The following is a 15,004-nucleotide window of genomic DNA, read 5'->3' on the forward strand; positions in this document are numbered from 1 at the left end:
CCCGGCATACCGGGTGCGCGATGATGTGCCGGTGAGTGAAGCCTTCGACGCCGTTGATGTCATCGTCGCCAAGCGCGACAAGCACGAGCTGTCCGACCCCCAGATCGACTGGGTGATCGACGCCTACACCCGCGGCGCGGTCGCGGACGAGCAGATGTCCGCCCTGGCGATGGCGATCCTGCTCAACGGGATGAACCGTCGCGAGATCAGCCGCTGGACCGGCGCGATGATCGCCTCGGGGGAGCGGATGGACTTCTCCACGTTGTCCCGCCCGACGTCCGACAAGCACTCCACCGGTGGCGTCGGCGACAAGATCACCCTGCCGCTGGCCCCGCTCGTGGCCGCCTGCGGCGTCGCCGTGCCGCAGCTCTCCGGCCGCGGTCTGGGCCACACCGGCGGCACCCTCGACAAGCTGGAGTCGATCCCCGGCTGGCGCGCCGACCTCACCAACGAGCAGATGATGCGCCAGCTCGAGGAGGTCGGCGCGGTGATCTGCGCGGCCGGCGCGGCGCTGGCCCCGGCCGACAAGAAGCTCTACGCGCTGCGCGACGTCACCGGCACCGTCGAGGCGATCCCGCTCATCGCCAGCTCGATCATGAGCAAGAAGATCGCCGAGGGCACCGGCGCGCTCGTCCTCGACGTCAAGGTCGGCTCCGGGGCGTTCATGAAGGACGTCGAGCAGGCCCGCGAGCTGGCCCGCACCATGGTCGACCTCGGCACCGACGCCGGCGTGAAGACCGTGGCGATGCTGACCAACATGCAGGTGCCGCTGGGCCTGACCGCCGGCAACGCCCTGGAGGTGCGCGAGTCGGTCGAGGTGCTCGCCGGTGGCGGCCCCGAGGACGTCGTCGAGCTGACGCTGACCCTGGCCCGCGAGATGCTCGCCGCCGCAGGGCGTTCCGACGTCGACCCCGCCGACGCGCTCAAGGACGGGCGGGCCATGGACGTGTGGCGCAGGATGATCGCCGCCCAGGGCGGTGACCCCGACGCCGAGCTGCCGGTGGCGAAGGAGACGCACCAGGTGCTCGCCCCGGCCGACGGGGTGCTCACCTCGCTCGACGCGCTCCAGGTCGGCGTGGCGGCCTGGCGCCTGGGTGCCGGGCGCGCCCGCAAGGAGGACGCGGTCCAGGCCGGCGCCGGCGTCGAGATGCACGTCAAGCCCGGCGCCAGCGTCCGGGGCGGCGAGCCGCTGATGACGCTGCACACCGACACCCCGGAGAAGTTCGAGCGGGCCCTGCAGGCGCTCGACGGCGCGTACTTCATCGCCCCCGAGGGCTCCCGCCCCGACCTGCTGCCGCTGGTCATCGACCGCATCAGCTGAGCCCGCACGACGGCGGCGGCCACCCGGCATACCTGCGGGGTGGCCGCCGGTGCGTCCTGCCTGGGGGAGAGCGGTCTCAGGTGGCGCAGCGGCCGGCGCCGATGCTGGTGCCGAGCCGCTCGGTGAGCTGGTCCACGGGAGCGCCTTCGGGGGCGTGGGCGGCGACCACGAACCGGGTGTGGCCACCGGACGGGACGACCCACCAGACGAAGGTGTGGCGCGGGTCCTCGGCGGTGGGTCTGTCCTGCTGGGTCCACGTGGCCCGGAGGGCGCTGACACCGGCAAGGCTCACCTTCGTGACCTTGACCCGGGCCAGGTCGCCCTGACTGCGCGGGCCGAACGCGTTGGTGGCGAAGACGAAGGAGGCGTCCCGCAGGACCTCGGCGTCGGAGCGGTCGGGTCGGCCGGTCCAGGGGTAGGCCACCACGGACTCCCACGCGGCGGTCCGGCGCTTGCTGTCCCACCACTTCTGGAGGTCGCCGGGCCGGGGCGCGCCCCCGCTGCCGTCGGAGGCCGTGAAGCCCGCAGGCAGCGTGAGGTGGATCGACTGTCCGCTGCGGCTGACGTCCGCGCAGGAGGGCGAGGCCGAGCTCGTGGACCGGGGTGACGAGGCTCGCGGCGAAGGGGAGCTGGTGCCGCAGCCGGCGACGCCGAGCGCCATCAGGGTGCCGAGGCCGAGCGCGCCGAATGCCTTGGCGCGGCGTGCGCGCCCACCCAAGCTGATCATCGTCCCCCCTCGGGATCTGGTTCCTGACCACCCTAACGACAATGGGCAAACCGGACAGGCACGGGTCGCCCCGACCACCGGGATCAGCCCCCGTCGCCGCCGTGCTGGTCGTCGGAGATGAGGAAGCCCAGGTCGAAGCTGTCACCGAGGTCGAGGTCGTTGACGGCCGTCTGTCCCTCGGCCCGGTAGTAGTCGAGGAAGTCGTTCCACCGGTCCGGGTGCTCGTCGCGGTGCGCGTAGAGCTGGGCGATGTTTCCCAGGTGCGGCTTGCCGTCGGCGCCGCTCTCGACGAAGGACGCCTGGTCGGGGTGCTCCTTGACCCACGCCGCGGGGGAGTTGCGGTGGTCAAGCAGCCCGGCCTTGTCCATCCACTCCACCAGCTCCAGGCGGTTCTGCCGCCGCTGGTACTCCAGGACGTCGAAGCCCTTCTGGTTCTCCTCGCCCTTGTGGTCCGTCTCGGGGAAGGCCTGGTCGAGCAGCGCGTCCTTGACCTTGTCGATGGTCGCGCCGGCCAGCGCCCCGCCGGGTCCGCCGAGCTTGTCCAGCGGCAGCGAGTCGACGCCCAGGCCCACGACGAAGTCGACGGCGGCCTTGGCGTCGGCGTTGGCCTGGTCCTCCGAGGCGCCGGCCGCGGTCAGCGCGTCGCGCAGGGCGTGGGTCATGTCCGACTCGGCGTAGGACTGGTTCCGCACGAGCGTGTCGAGCAGGCCCGGCTCGAACGGCTTCTGGCTCGCGATGGTGAGGAAGTCCTTGCGGAAGGCGGCGTGCTGGGCCGTGGACAGCTGCTGGTAGTTCGGGTAGCCCTTCGTGGGGTCACCGTCGTGCTTGGTGTAGTAGTCGTCGCCGAAGATCCCCTTGAGGACGGCGTTGAGGTCGCCCTTCTCCAGGATCGCGACGTCGATCTTCTCGGAGTCCAGCAGCCCGCTGGAGTGCCCCTCGTGCACGGACCCTTCGTAGCCCTGGCCCGCGTAGTTCACGGCCTGGATGTGGTGGGTCAGGATGTTGACGAGCGGCTGGTGCATCAGCAGCGGCAGCCGGTCGGTGTGAGTGCCGTAGTAGTGCACGAGGTTGCTGACGATCTCGGCGGACGCGTAGTTGCGGCTGCCCGGGCCCCCCGGACCGACGTAGGTGGTGGCGGCCTCCAGCGCGCGACCGAGCGTGTCCCCCCACGTCTCGTAGTTGCCGAGCGCGTCGCTGCGGCCCTCGTAGAGGTATTTCAGCATCGTCGTGTCGGCGCGGCCGTCAGCCTTGCGCACGATGTCCTGCGCCGCCTCGGGGTTGTGCGACGCGGCGTCGAACAATATGGCGATGGCATCGACCTGCCCGGGGACGTCGCCGAACAGGTCGCGCCCGGCCTGGGTGGGCAGCGTGCCGTTGTTGGCGCGGTAGATGTCGCCCCAGAAGAACGTGGGGTTCTCCTTGCGCAGCTTCTGCTCGAAGGCGATGGCCTCCTTGGTGATGCTGGTGAGCATCGCCGGCTCCCAGTTGTCCCCACCGGCCTGCCCGGCCTGGACGATCTCGGCCAGGAGCAGGTGGCCCTCGCCGGGCGGGACGTTCATCGCGGTGTACTTCTTGCGCCAGCTCTCGTAGAACGACGCCGGCACGGGGTAGTCGCCCTGCAGTCGGGGGTTGGACCCCTTGGCCATCATCACCGAGATGGCGGTGATCATCTCGCCGTACTTCTTGCCCTGGTCGCCGCTGACGGCCTCGCGGGAGATGCGCTGCAGGAACGCCAGCTGCTGGGTGTCGAGGTGCGCGAGGAAGCCCTGGCGGAAGGCCTCCGAGTCGGTCTTGAGCAGGCCCTGGATCTTCGCGAGGGCCTTGGGGTCGTTGGGGTCCCACGAGGCGAACTGCGCTGCGGCCTTCTCGCCGTCGAGCATGTCGTGGCGGTCGTGGACCAGCGTCAGCGAGCCCGCGAGGGCGTCGTCGGTGCCCAGGTCCGGCGGGAACGTCGTGCCGTCACTGTTGCACCAGCCGATCGTGCCGCCGGTGCCGTGGTGCCCGATGAAGCTCCTGGCCACCGAGTCCGGCACGGCCACGATCGTCAGCCCGCCGAGGGTCGAGCCCAGGGCCTTGGCCTTGGTCTGGAGGTCCTCCTTGAGCTGCTGGAACTGGGAGTCGATGGCCTGCAGCGTCCAGCGCGCCCCCATCGCCGCCTCGCCCCTGGCGCTGCCGCGCGCGTCGGCGGCCTTGGCCTTGGCCTCCTGCGCCTTGGCGGGGTCGGAGAGCTTCTCCGCGTCGGCGACGGCGCGGTCGTAGGTGTTGTTGGCCTTGGTGATGGCGTCGGCGCACTCCTGCTCCGCCTTGTCCCACTGACGGTTGAGCTGAGGGATGGACGTGGTCAGGGCGTGCTCGACGGCGTCGGCGAAGGTCTTGACCGCCTGGCTGGCCTCGTGGAACTTCGGGGAGAACCGCTTGGTCTGCTCCGCGAGCCCGGTCATCTCGTGCTTGGTGGCCGTTGCGGCCCGCCCGGTCCACGACGAGCCGAGCTCGCCCGGGGCCTTGGCGGCCATCCGCGAGACCGTGAGCAGGTGCTCGGACAGCTGCTGCAGGCCCTTCTCGGCGTCGCGCAGCTGGTCGAGGTGGACGTCGATGCTGAAGTGGCCGGCCATCAGATGGTCACCGTGACCGTCTGGTCGACGTCGACCTGGTGCAGGTCGATGCTGTAGCTGCCGATGTTGGCGGCGATCAGCCCGGCGGACTCGCTGCACGTGGCCAGCGCCTCGCGCCAGCCGAGCAGGAACTTCACCGCCCCCGTCTCGACACCGGACCGGAACTCGCCCGCGCCCCCCACGACGTCGTCGTGCCTGCGCCCCAGCTCGGGGCTGGTGTTGGTGAACTGCGCCGCCAGGTCGTTGAAGTGGTCCTTGGCCGTGGCAATCGCCGTGTAGTCGACGCTGGTGACGCCCCCGCTATCCACAGCTGGTCTGCTCATCGTGTCCCCCTCAGGATGTGCCCGTCGGTCATGCTAACCAACCACGACCAATCGGTCAGTAGTCGTTCCACGGTCGGGTAGCGTCCGCGCAGGGCCTGCCGGGGCCCGCGAAGCAGGGGAGGTGCGCTGGTGCGCTTCAGCGTGAGCGTGGTCGACGGCGGGTCGGGGCGGCGGCAGGAGGTCCTGGTCGACGCCCAGCCGGAGCACACGGTGGCCGACCTGCTGCCCCGGCTGGTCGAGCTGACCGCCGCGGGGGCGACGCCGATCCACCCGACGTTCGCCGCCCGGGTCGCGGTGTGGGTCGACGGCCGGCCGGTCGACCGTGACGCCACCCTGCGCGAGGCGGGCCTGCAGCCGGGGTCGACGATCGCCCTCCACGAGCCCGATGGCACCCGCCCCGGACTGCCGCGGGGCGTGGCCGAGGTGCGCGTTGTCTCCGGCCCCGGCGCCGGTCGGGTGCACCGGCTCGGCCTCGGCGACACCGTCATCGGCTGTGGTGCCCCCGGCCTGTCGCTGCCCGACGTGCTGCTGCCGGCCGACGCCCTCACCGTGCGGGTCGGCACCGACGGCGTCGTCACGGTCACCGCGTCCGAGGGGGTCGACGCCCAGCTCGAGCGCGAGCCGCTGACCGAGGCCCAGGAGTGGCCCGAGGGTGCCCATCTTGCCTGCGGCGCAACGGTGCTGGAGCTGCGAAGCCCGTGGGAGCCGGACGCCGACACCTCACCGGGTGAGGACCGGCTGGGCGTGGACTTCAACCGCCCGCCCCGCCTGCTGCCGCCGCCCAGGGAACGCTCGTTCACCATGCCGGTCGAGCCCGGGGAGCCGCACAAGCAGCCCATCCCGTGGCTCATGGTCTTCGCCCCGCTGGCGATGTGCGTGCCGTCGGTGGTCATGTTCGGCCCGCGGGGCCTGATGTTCGGGCTGATGTCGCCGCTCATGGCCCTGGTCAACGTCATCACCGGCCGCCGCGGCGGCGCGCGCTCCTACAAGGAGCGCAAGGCGGAGTATGACGCGGAGCGGGCCGGCGTCGAGGCCCGCCTCGCGACGGCGCTGGAGACCGAGCGGGCCGACCGGCGCTCGGCCGCCCCCGACCCGGCCGAGGTGCTGCTCAACGCGCTCGGCCCCGGCCGACGCCTGTGGGAGCGCCGGCGCCAGGACCCCGACTACCTGGCCTGGCGGCTCGGCGTGGCCGAGCGCCCCAGCCAGGTCACCGTCCGGGACAAGAACGTCAAGGAGACCGACGAGGCTGCCCCGCCGGTCACCGTCAACGACGTCCCGGTCGTGATGTCGTTGCGGGACAACGGGGTTGTCGGTATCGCCGGTGACGCCGACGTCACCGACGCGCTGGCCACGTGGCTGGTCTGCCAGACCGCCGTGCTGCAGAGCCCCCGTGACGTGCGGGTGGTCGTGGTGACCACCGCCGAGGGCGAGGACCGCTGGGGCTGGTCCCGGTGGCTGCCCCACTGCCGGGTCGACGACGAGCGCGTGCCGGCCATGATCGGCACCGACCAGGAGTCGGTCGGTCGGCGCATCGGGGAGCTGTCCAACCTTGTCACCGAGCGGGTCGGTGCCATGTCCGGCCAGGGCGGTTCGAAGACCCCGCCGGCGCCCGACGTGCTCCTCGTGCTCGACGGCGCCCGCCGGCTGCGCGCCCTGCCCGGCGTGGTGCAGCTGCTGCGCGAGGGGCCCGCGGCCGGCGTGCACATCCTCTGCGTCGACGACGACGAGCGCTCCCTGCCCGAGGAGTGCCGGGCCGTGATCACCAGCCACGCCGGGGGGGTCGACCTGCGCCAGACACTGGCCGAGGACGTCCTCGACATCCGGCCCGACCAGGTCGAGACCGCCTGGGCCGAGCGGGTGGCCCGGGCCCTGGCGCCGATCCGCGACACCACGCCGTCGGAGGACGACGCGGGCCTGCCCTCCTCGGCCCGGCTGCTGGAGTGCGTCGACCTCGAGGACCCCACGCCCCAGGCAGTGGCGAGCGGCTGGACCGGCGCGCGCACGGACGTCGTCATCGGTGCGGGCTTCGACGGGCCGTTCCGGCTCGACCTGCGCCGCGACGGCCCCCACGCCCTCATCGCCGGCACCACCGGCTCCGGCAAGTCCGAGCTGCTGCAGACCCTGGTCGCCTCGCTGGCCATCGCCAACCGCCCCGACGAGCTCACCTTCGTCCTCGTGGACTACAAGGGCGGCTCGGCGTTCAAGGAGTGCGCCAAGCTGCCGCACACCGTCGGCATGGTGACCGACCTCGACACCCACCTCGTCGGCCGCGCCCTCACCTCCCTCGGCGCCGAGCTGCGCCGGCGCGAGCACATGCTCACGGTGCCGGGGGCCAAGGACATCGAGGACTACTGGGCGCTGCGCCGCAGCGACCCCTCGCTGCCGGCGATGCCGCGCCTCGCGATCATCATCGACGAGTTCGCCAGCCTCAAGGCCGAGCTGCCCGACTTCGTCACCGGCCTGGTGACCATCGCCCAGCGCGGTCGCTCCCTGGGCATCCACCTCGTCCTGGCCACCCAGCGCCCCGGCGGCGTCGTCTCCGCCGACATCCGCGCCAACACCAACCTGCGGATCGCCCTGCGGGTCACCGACGAGAGCGAGAGCCGCGACGTCATCGACGCCCCGGAGTCGGCCCGGATCCCCCAGGGCACGCCGGGTCGCGGCTACGCGCGCCTCGGCCACTCCAGCCTGTTGCCGTTCCAGGCCGGCCGCGTCGGGGGACGCCGGCCGGGGACCGTGACCGACCACGCCAGCCTGGCGGCACCGATGGCCTGGCCGGTCGGTTGGGACCGGGTCGGCCTGCCCGCCCCGGTGCGGCCGCAGGCCCAGGGGCCCGACACCGACGAGGGAGACACCGACCTGTCGGTGCTCGTCGAGGCCATCAACGGCGCCGACGAGCTCGCCGGGGTGCCCGAGCAGCCCAGCCCGTGGCTGCCGCCGTTGCCGCAGGTGGTCACCCTGGCAGACCTGCGCGAGCGGCTGGCCGCCTCCGGGGAGGAGGCGACCGACCGGCATACCGCGGTGCCGTGGCTGCTGGAGGACCGCCCGGACGACCAGGCGCAGGTGGCGCGCACGTTCGGCCTCGGCCGCGACGGCCACCTCTACGTCGTCGGCGGCCCGCGCTCGGGCCGCTCGACCGCGCTGCGCACCCTCGCCGGCGCCCTCGCCCGTGACGTGCCGGCCCGCGACCTGCACCTCTACGGCCTCGACTGCGGCAACGGCGCCTTGCTGCCCCTCACCACGCTGCCGCACACCGGCGCGGTCGTGCAGCGCGCCGAGGTCGAGCGGGTCAGCCGGCTGCTGGAGCGGCTCACCGGCGAGGTCACCCGGCGCCAGGACGTGCTCTCCCGCGAGGGCTATGCCGACATCGAGGAGCAGCGCGCCGGCGCGGCGCCCGGGGACCGCCTGCCGCACGTGGTGCTGCTGCTCGACCGGTGGGAGGGCTTCCTCAGCGACCTCGCCGAGATCGACATGGGCCGCCTGCTCGACGACATGACCACGCTGCTGCGCGAGGGCGCCTCCGTCGGCATCCAGGTCGTCGTCGCCGGCGACCGCTCGCTGCTCACGGGGCGGGTGTCCTCGCTCGTGGAGCACAAGCTGATCCTGCGGCTGCCCGACCGCACCGACTACACCTCCGCGGGCCTGCGCAGCCGTGACGTCCCCGACACGATCGGCGACGGCCGCGGGCTGTGGGCCGAGGTCGGCACGGAGGCGCAGGTCGCCGTCCTCGCCGAGGACACCAGCGGCGTGGGCCAGAGCGCCGCGCTGCGGGCCGTCGCCGCCGAGGTCGCCGAGCGGGACGCCGACGTCCCGGCGGCGCTGCAGCCGATGCGCCTCGGCGTCCTGCCCGCCGAGGTGGACGCCGCCGACGTGCTCAAGCAGCTCGAGCCCGGCTCACCGCTGCTGGTGCCGTTCGGGATCGGCGGGGACCGTCTGGAGCCGTTGCGCCTCGACCTCACCGGCAGCCCGGCCGCCCTGGTGGCGGGTCCGCCCCGGTCCGGGCGCACCGCCACGCTGCAGCTCGTCGCCACGTATGCCGCGCAGCAGGACGCGGGCCTGCTCGCCTTCACCCCGCGCGACAACGGGCTGACGGCGCTGGTGCAGCAGCTCGGCCACCGCTGCTTCACCGGCACCGAGCAGGACGCCGACGCCGTGCTCGAGGCCGTGCGCGCCCTGCCGCACGGGTCCCTGGTGCTCGTCGACGACGCCGAGAACCTGCGCGAGGGGCCGGTCGCCCCGGTCATGCTGGCGATCGTGCGCCAGGCCCGCGAGAAGGGCCTCGGCCTGGTGCTGGCGGGGCAGGGCGCCGACCTCGCCGCCGGCTTCTCCGGGTGGCTCTACGAGGCGCGCAAGGGCCGGCAGGGCCTGCTGCTGTCACCGCAGGAGCCGGTCGCCGGCGACGTGCTCGGCGTGCGGGTGGCGCGCACCGCGCTGCAGGCCAGGGTCCACCCCGGCCGGGGAGTCCTCGTCGACGGGTCCGGGGAGCAGGTCATGGTGCAGGTGCCGCACGTGACGTGAGCGGCGAGACCCCTTGGGACGCAACGGGGCCCGGCAGCCGTGCGGCTGCCGGGCCCCGTCGTGCCGGGCGTCAGAGCTTGACGCTGTAGGCCTGGTCGACCTCCTGGAAGGCCTGCGAGGTCTTGCCCAGGTGGTGGCCGAAGCTCTCGAGCAGCGCGATCGTCTTCTGTGCGCTCGTGTGGTACTCGGTGAACGCGTCCGTGAAGCTGCGACCGGCGAGGCCCTGGAACGCGCCGGAGTCGTGCAGCTGCTGGATCTGCCCGTGGCAGTTCTGCAGGACGCGCTCGAGCTCGTTCTTGAGGTTGGCCAGGTTCTTGCCCTGGGCCTCGATGTCGCCGTGGTTGATCTTGACGGAGCCGTCAGCACCAGCCATGTGGATTCCCCTCTTCCCCTTGCGTCAGTTGGCTTGACCCCCCCGCGCCATCGCGCAGCGACGCCGCCCACAGACTGCCACGCGCCTTTTGGGGTGGTCAACGGTGCCGTCTCCCGGACGTCGGGTGGCGACGCAGAGCCCCTGATCTGCATACACTCTGGGCGGAAATGACCGCAGGGGGTGCGATCCGGCCCGGCCGGTCCGCGTCAGGGGGAGCTGGTCCAGACCCTTGGGGTGGGCAGCCATCGCCGCCGCGTCCGCGACGCGAGGAGCAGGCTGCGCCGATGAGCACCATGACCCAGGACGCCGTGTCACGCAGGGGAGCCGAGCCCCCCGGTCGGGGCGGCGCCCGTCGCACGCCCTCGGGCCGGCCCCCGTCGGCCGCCCGCCGCCGGCGCCCCGCCTTCGTGGCGCTCGCGGTGCTGCTCATCGCCGGCGGCGCGGCCCTGGCGGGGCTGCTGGCCGTCCGGATCGACGAGCGGACCCCCGTCCTCGTGGCCGCCCGGCCGATCGCCGTCGGGCAGCTGATCACCAAGGACGACCTCGCGACCTCCCGCGTCGCCAGCGAGGGCCTGCAGCTCGTGCCGGCCGGGCAGGTCGGCCTGGTCGTCGGCAAGTACGCCGCCCAGACCATCCCCGCCGGCCGGTTGCTCGACCAGGCGATGGTGACGCCCCAGGGCTTCCTCCAGGCGGGCAAGGCGGCCGTGGGCGTCGTGCTCTCCCCGGGGCGGATGCCCGCCTCGGGCCTGCAGGCCGGCGACATGGTCCAGGTCGTCCAGGTCAAGGACGGCGAGGTGACGGCGGTGCTGGCCGACTCGGCGCTCGTCTCCTCCGTCGGGCAGTCCGGCGGGGACGGCGGCGGCAACGGGCTGGTGCCCGGCTCGGGATCCTCCGGGGCGTCCGTGGCCACGGTGATCGTCGACGCGGGCCAGTCGGCCAAGGTCGCAGCGGCCTCGGCGGCCAACCAGCTCGCGTTCGTGCTGCTCAGCCGGGGCGCCCAGCTGGGGGGCAACGGCTGATGGGTCTCTACGCCGTGGCTGCGGCCAAGGGGTCTCCGGGCGTCTCCACCACCGCGATGGCGCTCGCCCTCGGGTGGGGCTCCGAGGTCGTCGTCGCCGACGTCGACCCCGCCGGCGGGGACATGGCGCTGCGCTACCGCGCCGAGGACGGCAAGCCGCTGGACCCCGACCGGGGCCTGGTCTCGCTGGCCGCGTCCGTGCGCCGGGGGGCCGACGCCCGCGAGGTCGAGGCGCACCTGCAGACCGTCGAGGGTGACGTCCCGGTGCTGGTCGGCGTCAGCCGGCCCGAGCAGGTGACCGGCCTCGGCGCCGCGTGGCCCAGCGTCTCCCAGTCGCTGGCCCGCCTCGACCGGGACGTCATCGCCGACTGCGGTCGCGTGCTGCCCGGGTCCTCCACGCTGCCGGTGCTGGCCGCCTCACGGGCCGTGCTGCTGGTGACCCGGCCGACGCTGGAGGAGCTCTTCCACCTGCGGGAGCGGCTGCGCGCGCTGACCACCTCCCTGCACCTGGGCGACATCGACGCCGTGCCGGTCGGTATCGCGGTCCTCACCCACGAGCGCGACCGCACCAGTGCCGGGGACGTGCAGAAGGTCATCGACTCCGCACGGCTGGACGCCACGGTGCTCGGCACGATAGTCGAGGAGCCCAAGACGGCGCAGGCCCTGCGCTACCGGCTCGACGGCAGGTTCAGCCGCTCCATGCTGCTGCGCAGCACCGGGGCGATCGCCGGCCGCCTGCGCGAGCTGGCGGTCGAGCGCCGCGCCGTCACCGTCTGAGCGCACGACGCCGTGCCGGCGCACGGCATACCAACGCTTTTCACGCTTTCCACCGGGACGACAAGGAGCAACCGTGGACCAGGTACTCGTCCGGCGCCTGCGCGAGGACGTCGCCGACGTGCTCGCCCGGCAGCGGCGTGAGGACGCCGTCAACGGCATCGCGCCGATGTCCAGCGAGGACGAGCGGCAGTTCGCCCGTGCGGTCATCGGCCGCGTGCTGGAGAGCTACGCCCGCGGGGAGATCGCCGCCGGCCGCACGCCGCCGACGATCACCGAGGAGGAGGAGCTCGCCGAGGGCATCCACGCCGCGCTCTTCGGGGTGGGTCGGCTGCAGCCGCTGCTGGACGACCCGATGGTCGAGAACATCGACATCAACGGCTCCGACCGGGTCTTCGTCGGCTACGCCGACGGCCGCGAGGAGTTCCTGGGGCCGGTGGCCGACAACGACGAGGAGCTCATCGAGCTCGTGCAGGTGCTCGGCGCCTACTCCGGCCTGACCAGCCGCCCGTTCGACACGGCCAACCCGCAGCTGGACCTGCGCCTGCCCGACGGCAGCCGCCTCTCCGCCGTCATGGGCGTGTGCGCGCGGCCCTCGCTGTCGATCCGCCGGGCGCGCCTGTCGCGGGTCTTCCTCGACGACCTCGTGCAGAACGGCTCGATGACCCCCGAGATCGCGGCGCTGCTCTCGGCCGCGGTCCGGGCGCGCAAGAACATCATGATCGCCGGGGCGACCAACGCCGGGAAGACCACGCTGCTGCGGGCGCTCGCCAACGAGATCCCGGCCAAGGAGCGCCTGATCACGGTCGAGCGTGCGCTCGAGCTGGGCCTGGGGCAGTTCGAGGACCTGCACCCCAACGTCGTCTCCTTCGAGGAGCGGCTGCCCAACTCCGAGGGCCAGGGCCACATCGGAATGGCCGAGCTGGTGCGGCGCTCGCTGCGGATGAACCCCAGCCGGGTCATCGTCGGCGAGGTCCTCGGCGACGAGATCGTCACCATGCTCAACGCGATGAGCCAGGGCAACGACGGCTCGCTGTCGACGATCCACGCCAACTCCTCCCTCGAGGTGTTCAACCGCATCTGCACCTACGCCATCCAGTCGGTCGAGCGGCTGCCCACCGAGGCCACGATGATGCTCATCGCCGGGGCGATCGACTTCGTCGTCTTCGTCGAGCGGCGCAACGAGTTCGGCCAGGGCGGCAAGCTGCGCCGCATGATCACCTCGATCCGCGAGGTCAACGGCGTCGACGGCCGGGTCCTCTCCAGCGAGGTGTTCACCGCCGGGCCCGACGGCGTGGCCGTCCCGTCCGCGCCGGTGAGCTGCCTCGAGGAGCTCCAGGCGGTCGGCTACGACGTGCCGCTCGCCTCGGAGTGGTCCTGATGGGCGCCGGGCTGTCCCCGGAGGCGCTGGCCATCGTCCTGCTCGGCGCGCTCGTCGGGGCCGGGCTGGTGCTGCTGGTCCTCGGGCTCACCCCGACCGAGCGGGTCGAGCGCCGGTCGCCGACCGTGGCCGACCTGCGCAAGCGTCTCGCCGCGACCGGTCGCCGGGTGCCCGCCACGGTGGGCGTCACGCTCGTGCTGCTCGTGCTGACCCGGTGGCCCGTGCTGGCGATCGGCAGCGGGGTGCTGGTGTTCTTCTGGTCCTCGCTCTTCGGCGGCGCGGCCTCCGAGAAGGCCAGCTACGCGCGGCTCGAGGGACTGGCGGCCTGGACCGAGTCGCTGCGCGACACCATCGCCGGCGCGGTCGGCCTCGAGCAGGCCATCCCGGCCACAGCGGAGGCCGCGGCGCCGTCGGTCTCCCGGCCGCTCAACGTCCTGGCCGACCGGCTGCGGGTCCGTGTGCCGCTGGCCGTGGCGCTCCAGCGCTTCGCCGACGACCTCGACGACCCGGCGGCCGACCTCATCGTGGCCGCCCTCGTCCTCAACTCCAAGCTGCGCGGCCCCGGACTGCGCGACGTCCTGACCTCGCTGTCGCGCAGCGTGCGCGCCGAGCTGGAGATGCGCGGGCGCGTCATGGCCGGCCGGCGCAGCACCCGGCGCAGCGTGCAGATCGTCGTCGGCGTCAGCGCGGCGTTCATCATCGGCCTGCGCCTGTTCAACCCCGACTACGTCTCGCCCTACGGCACGTTCGTCGGGCAGGTCGTCCTCGCCGTGATCGTGGCGCTGTTCGCCGCCGGCTTCCTGTGGCTGCGCCGGCTGTCCTCCTTCGAGATGCCGCAACGGTTCCTGGGCCAGAGCCTGAGCCGTCCGGTGGCTGCGCCGTCGCCGCGGCCGGTGCAGGACGCGGTGGCCTCCGTGCCGGCAGGAGGGGCGTCCCGATGATGACCTGGGTGCTGCTGGCCGGCGCGGTCTGCGGCTTCGGTGTGCTGCTGCTCGTGCTCGTGCTCGACGAGCGGCCGCCGTCCGGCCCGGCCGCCCTGGCCCGGCTCGACCTCGACCGGCGCCGCTTCCGCCGCGAGACCGTGCTCACGGTGGACCGCCGGCACGAGGGGGAGTCGCTGCGCATGCGGCGGCTCGGCGCGCAGCTGCGCGAGGCCTTCGAGGCCCGCGGTCTCAGCGCCCCGCTGTCGCTGCGCGCCGACCTCGGCATGGTCGGCCGGTCCCTGGAGAGCCACCTGGCCCTCACCCTGGTGTGCACGCTCGCCGGCCTGCTGCTGCCGCTGGTCGTGGCAGCGCTGCTGGCTGTGGTGGCGGGCGCCGGCAGCACCATCGTGCCCGTCTGGGTGGGGCTCATCGGGGCCATGCTCGGCTTCCTCCTGCCGACCGCGCGCGTCCGCGGCGCCGCCGGGCAGCGCCGGCGCGACTTCCGGCACGTCGTCGGCTCGTTCCTGGACCTCGTGGCGATGAACCTCAGCGGCGGCCGGGGCGTCCCCGAGGCGCTCCAGAGCGCCGCGGCGATCTCCGACGGCTGGGCCATGGTCCGGATCCGCGACACGCTGCAGACCGCGCGGCTGCAGGGCGTGACGCCGTGGGCTGCGCTGGGCCAGCTCGGTGAGGACCTCCAGGTCGACGAGCTGCGCGACCTGGCCGCAGCCCTGGCGCTGGTGGCCGAGGACGGTGCCAAGGTCCGCGACTCGCTCTACGCGCGCTCGGAGTCGATGCGCCAGCGCGAGCTCGCCGACACCGAGGGCCGGGCCCAGGCCCGCTCACAGTCGATGCTGGTCGCGCAGCTGCTGTTGTGTGTGGGCTTCCTGATCTTCCTGACGTATCCTGCAGTGGCTCGTGTGTTGGGCTCGTTCTGAGCGGCGTCGGGTGGGGGGCGCCGGGGGACCATCTGGTGCAGAATCCATCGCGCGACGCCGCCCTCGGGGGGATGTCCTTGTCTACAGGGAATGGGA

At 73.2% G+C, this 15,004-nt stretch carries 11 protein-coding genes; 7 read left to right on the top strand and 4 right to left on the bottom strand.

Annotated features, from left to right (window positions below; all coding sequences use genetic code 11):
* Nucleotides 1–31 precede the first annotated feature (31 nt).
* Nucleotides 32–1,321 carry a thymidine phosphorylase gene (locus AC3ANM_RS15785; protein ID WP_488285366.1) on the top strand — a complete coding sequence of 430 codons (1,290 nt, stop codon included), beginning with the start codon at nt 32–34 and terminating at the stop codon, nt 1,319–1,321.
* 76 nt (nt 1,322–1,397) lie between these two features.
* Here the strand turns inward: AC3ANM_RS15785 and AC3ANM_RS15790 are convergent, their stop codons facing one another.
* The 3 genes from AC3ANM_RS15790 to AC3ANM_RS15800 form a co-directional block, all read right to left on the bottom strand.
* Nucleotides 1,398–2,048 carry a hypothetical protein gene (locus tag AC3ANM_RS15790; protein WP_488285367.1) on the bottom strand — a complete coding sequence of 217 codons (651 nt, stop codon included), beginning with the start codon at nt 2,046–2,048 and terminating at the stop codon, nt 1,398–1,400.
* 83 nt (nt 2,049–2,131) lie between these two features.
* A complete protein-coding gene (locus AC3ANM_RS15795) occupies nt 2,132–4,660 on the bottom strand; it encodes a WXG100 family type VII secretion target (RefSeq protein ID WP_488285368.1) in 2,529 nt (842 codons plus the stop codon).
* The gene (locus tag AC3ANM_RS15800) at nt 4,660–4,983 is read right to left on the bottom strand and encodes a hypothetical protein (protein ID WP_488285369.1); all 324 of its coding nucleotides are present in this window, start codon (nt 4,981–4,983) and stop codon (nt 4,660–4,662) included. Before AC3ANM_RS15800 ends, AC3ANM_RS15795 begins: the two co-directional genes overlap by 1 nt.
* A gap of 129 nt (nt 4,984–5,112) precedes the next feature.
* Here AC3ANM_RS15800 and AC3ANM_RS15805 point away from each other — a divergent pair, with 129 nt between their 5' ends.
* The gene (locus AC3ANM_RS15805; RefSeq protein WP_488285370.1) at nt 5,113–9,501 is read left to right on the top strand and encodes an FtsK/SpoIIIE domain-containing protein; all 4,389 of its coding nucleotides are present in this window, start codon (nt 5,113–5,115) and stop codon (nt 9,499–9,501) included.
* Between the two features lie 70 nt (nt 9,502–9,571).
* Here the strand turns inward: AC3ANM_RS15805 and AC3ANM_RS15810 are convergent, their stop codons facing one another.
* Nucleotides 9,572–9,874: a WXG100 family type VII secretion target gene (locus AC3ANM_RS15810; protein ID WP_488285371.1), complete on the bottom strand. Its 303-nt coding sequence runs from the start codon at nt 9,872–9,874 to the stop codon at nt 9,572–9,574.
* Nucleotides 9,875–10,158: 284 nt separating this feature from the next.
* Between AC3ANM_RS15810 and AC3ANM_RS15815 the strand changes: the two genes are divergently transcribed.
* From AC3ANM_RS15815 to AC3ANM_RS15835, 5 genes are all read left to right on the top strand, one after another.
* The gene (locus AC3ANM_RS15815) at nt 10,159–10,893 is read left to right on the top strand and encodes an SAF domain-containing protein (protein WP_488285372.1); all 735 of its coding nucleotides are present in this window, start codon (nt 10,159–10,161) and stop codon (nt 10,891–10,893) included.
* Nucleotides 10,893–11,669: a CpaE/TadZ family protein gene (locus tag AC3ANM_RS15820; protein WP_488285373.1), complete on the top strand. Its 777-nt coding sequence runs from the start codon at nt 10,893–10,895 to the stop codon at nt 11,667–11,669. The genes AC3ANM_RS15815 and AC3ANM_RS15820 overlap by 1 nt, the downstream gene beginning before the upstream one ends.
* A 73-nt stretch (nt 11,670–11,742) precedes the next feature.
* Entirely contained in the window at nt 11,743–13,047 is a 1,305-nt protein-coding gene (locus tag AC3ANM_RS15825) for a TadA family conjugal transfer-associated ATPase (protein WP_488285374.1), read from the top strand.
* Nucleotides 13,047–13,988, top strand: a complete 942-nt coding sequence (locus tag AC3ANM_RS15830; protein WP_488285375.1) for a type II secretion system F family protein — start codon at nt 13,047–13,049, stop codon at nt 13,986–13,988. Before AC3ANM_RS15825 ends, AC3ANM_RS15830 begins: the two co-directional genes overlap by 1 nt.
* Nucleotides 13,985–14,908, top strand: a complete 924-nt coding sequence (locus tag AC3ANM_RS15835) for a type II secretion system F family protein (RefSeq protein WP_488285376.1) — start codon at nt 13,985–13,987, stop codon at nt 14,906–14,908. Before AC3ANM_RS15830 ends, AC3ANM_RS15835 begins: the two co-directional genes overlap by 4 nt.
* Nucleotides 14,909–15,004: the final 96 nt, after the last annotated feature.

The organism is Oryzihumus sp. JJN4-3R (genome assembly GCF_057747915.1).

Bases quoted from the DNA above. Each gene is read 5' to 3' on its own strand.
- AC3ANM_RS15790 (WP_488285367.1), bottom strand. From the start codon at position 2,048: ATGATCAGCTTGGGTGGGCGCGCACGCCGCGCCAAGGCATTCGGCGCG.
- AC3ANM_RS15795 (WP_488285368.1), bottom strand. From the start codon at position 4,660: ATGGCCGGCCACTTCAGCATCGACGTCCACCTCGACCAGCTGCGCGAC.
- AC3ANM_RS15800 (WP_488285369.1), bottom strand. From the start codon at position 4,983: ATGAGCAGACCAGCTGTGGATAGCGGGGGCGTCACCAGCGTCGACTAC.
- AC3ANM_RS15810 (WP_488285371.1), bottom strand. From the start codon at position 9,874: ATGGCTGGTGCTGACGGCTCCGTCAAGATCAACCACGGCGACATCGAG.
- AC3ANM_RS15815 (WP_488285372.1), top strand. From the start codon at position 10,159: ATGAGCACCATGACCCAGGACGCCGTGTCACGCAGGGGAGCCGAGCCC.
- AC3ANM_RS15820 (WP_488285373.1), top strand. From the start codon at position 10,893: ATGGGTCTCTACGCCGTGGCTGCGGCCAAGGGGTCTCCGGGCGTCTCC.
- AC3ANM_RS15830 (WP_488285375.1), top strand. From the start codon at position 13,047: ATGGGCGCCGGGCTGTCCCCGGAGGCGCTGGCCATCGTCCTGCTCGGC.
- AC3ANM_RS15835 (WP_488285376.1), top strand. From the start codon at position 13,985: ATGATGACCTGGGTGCTGCTGGCCGGCGCGGTCTGCGGCTTCGGTGTG.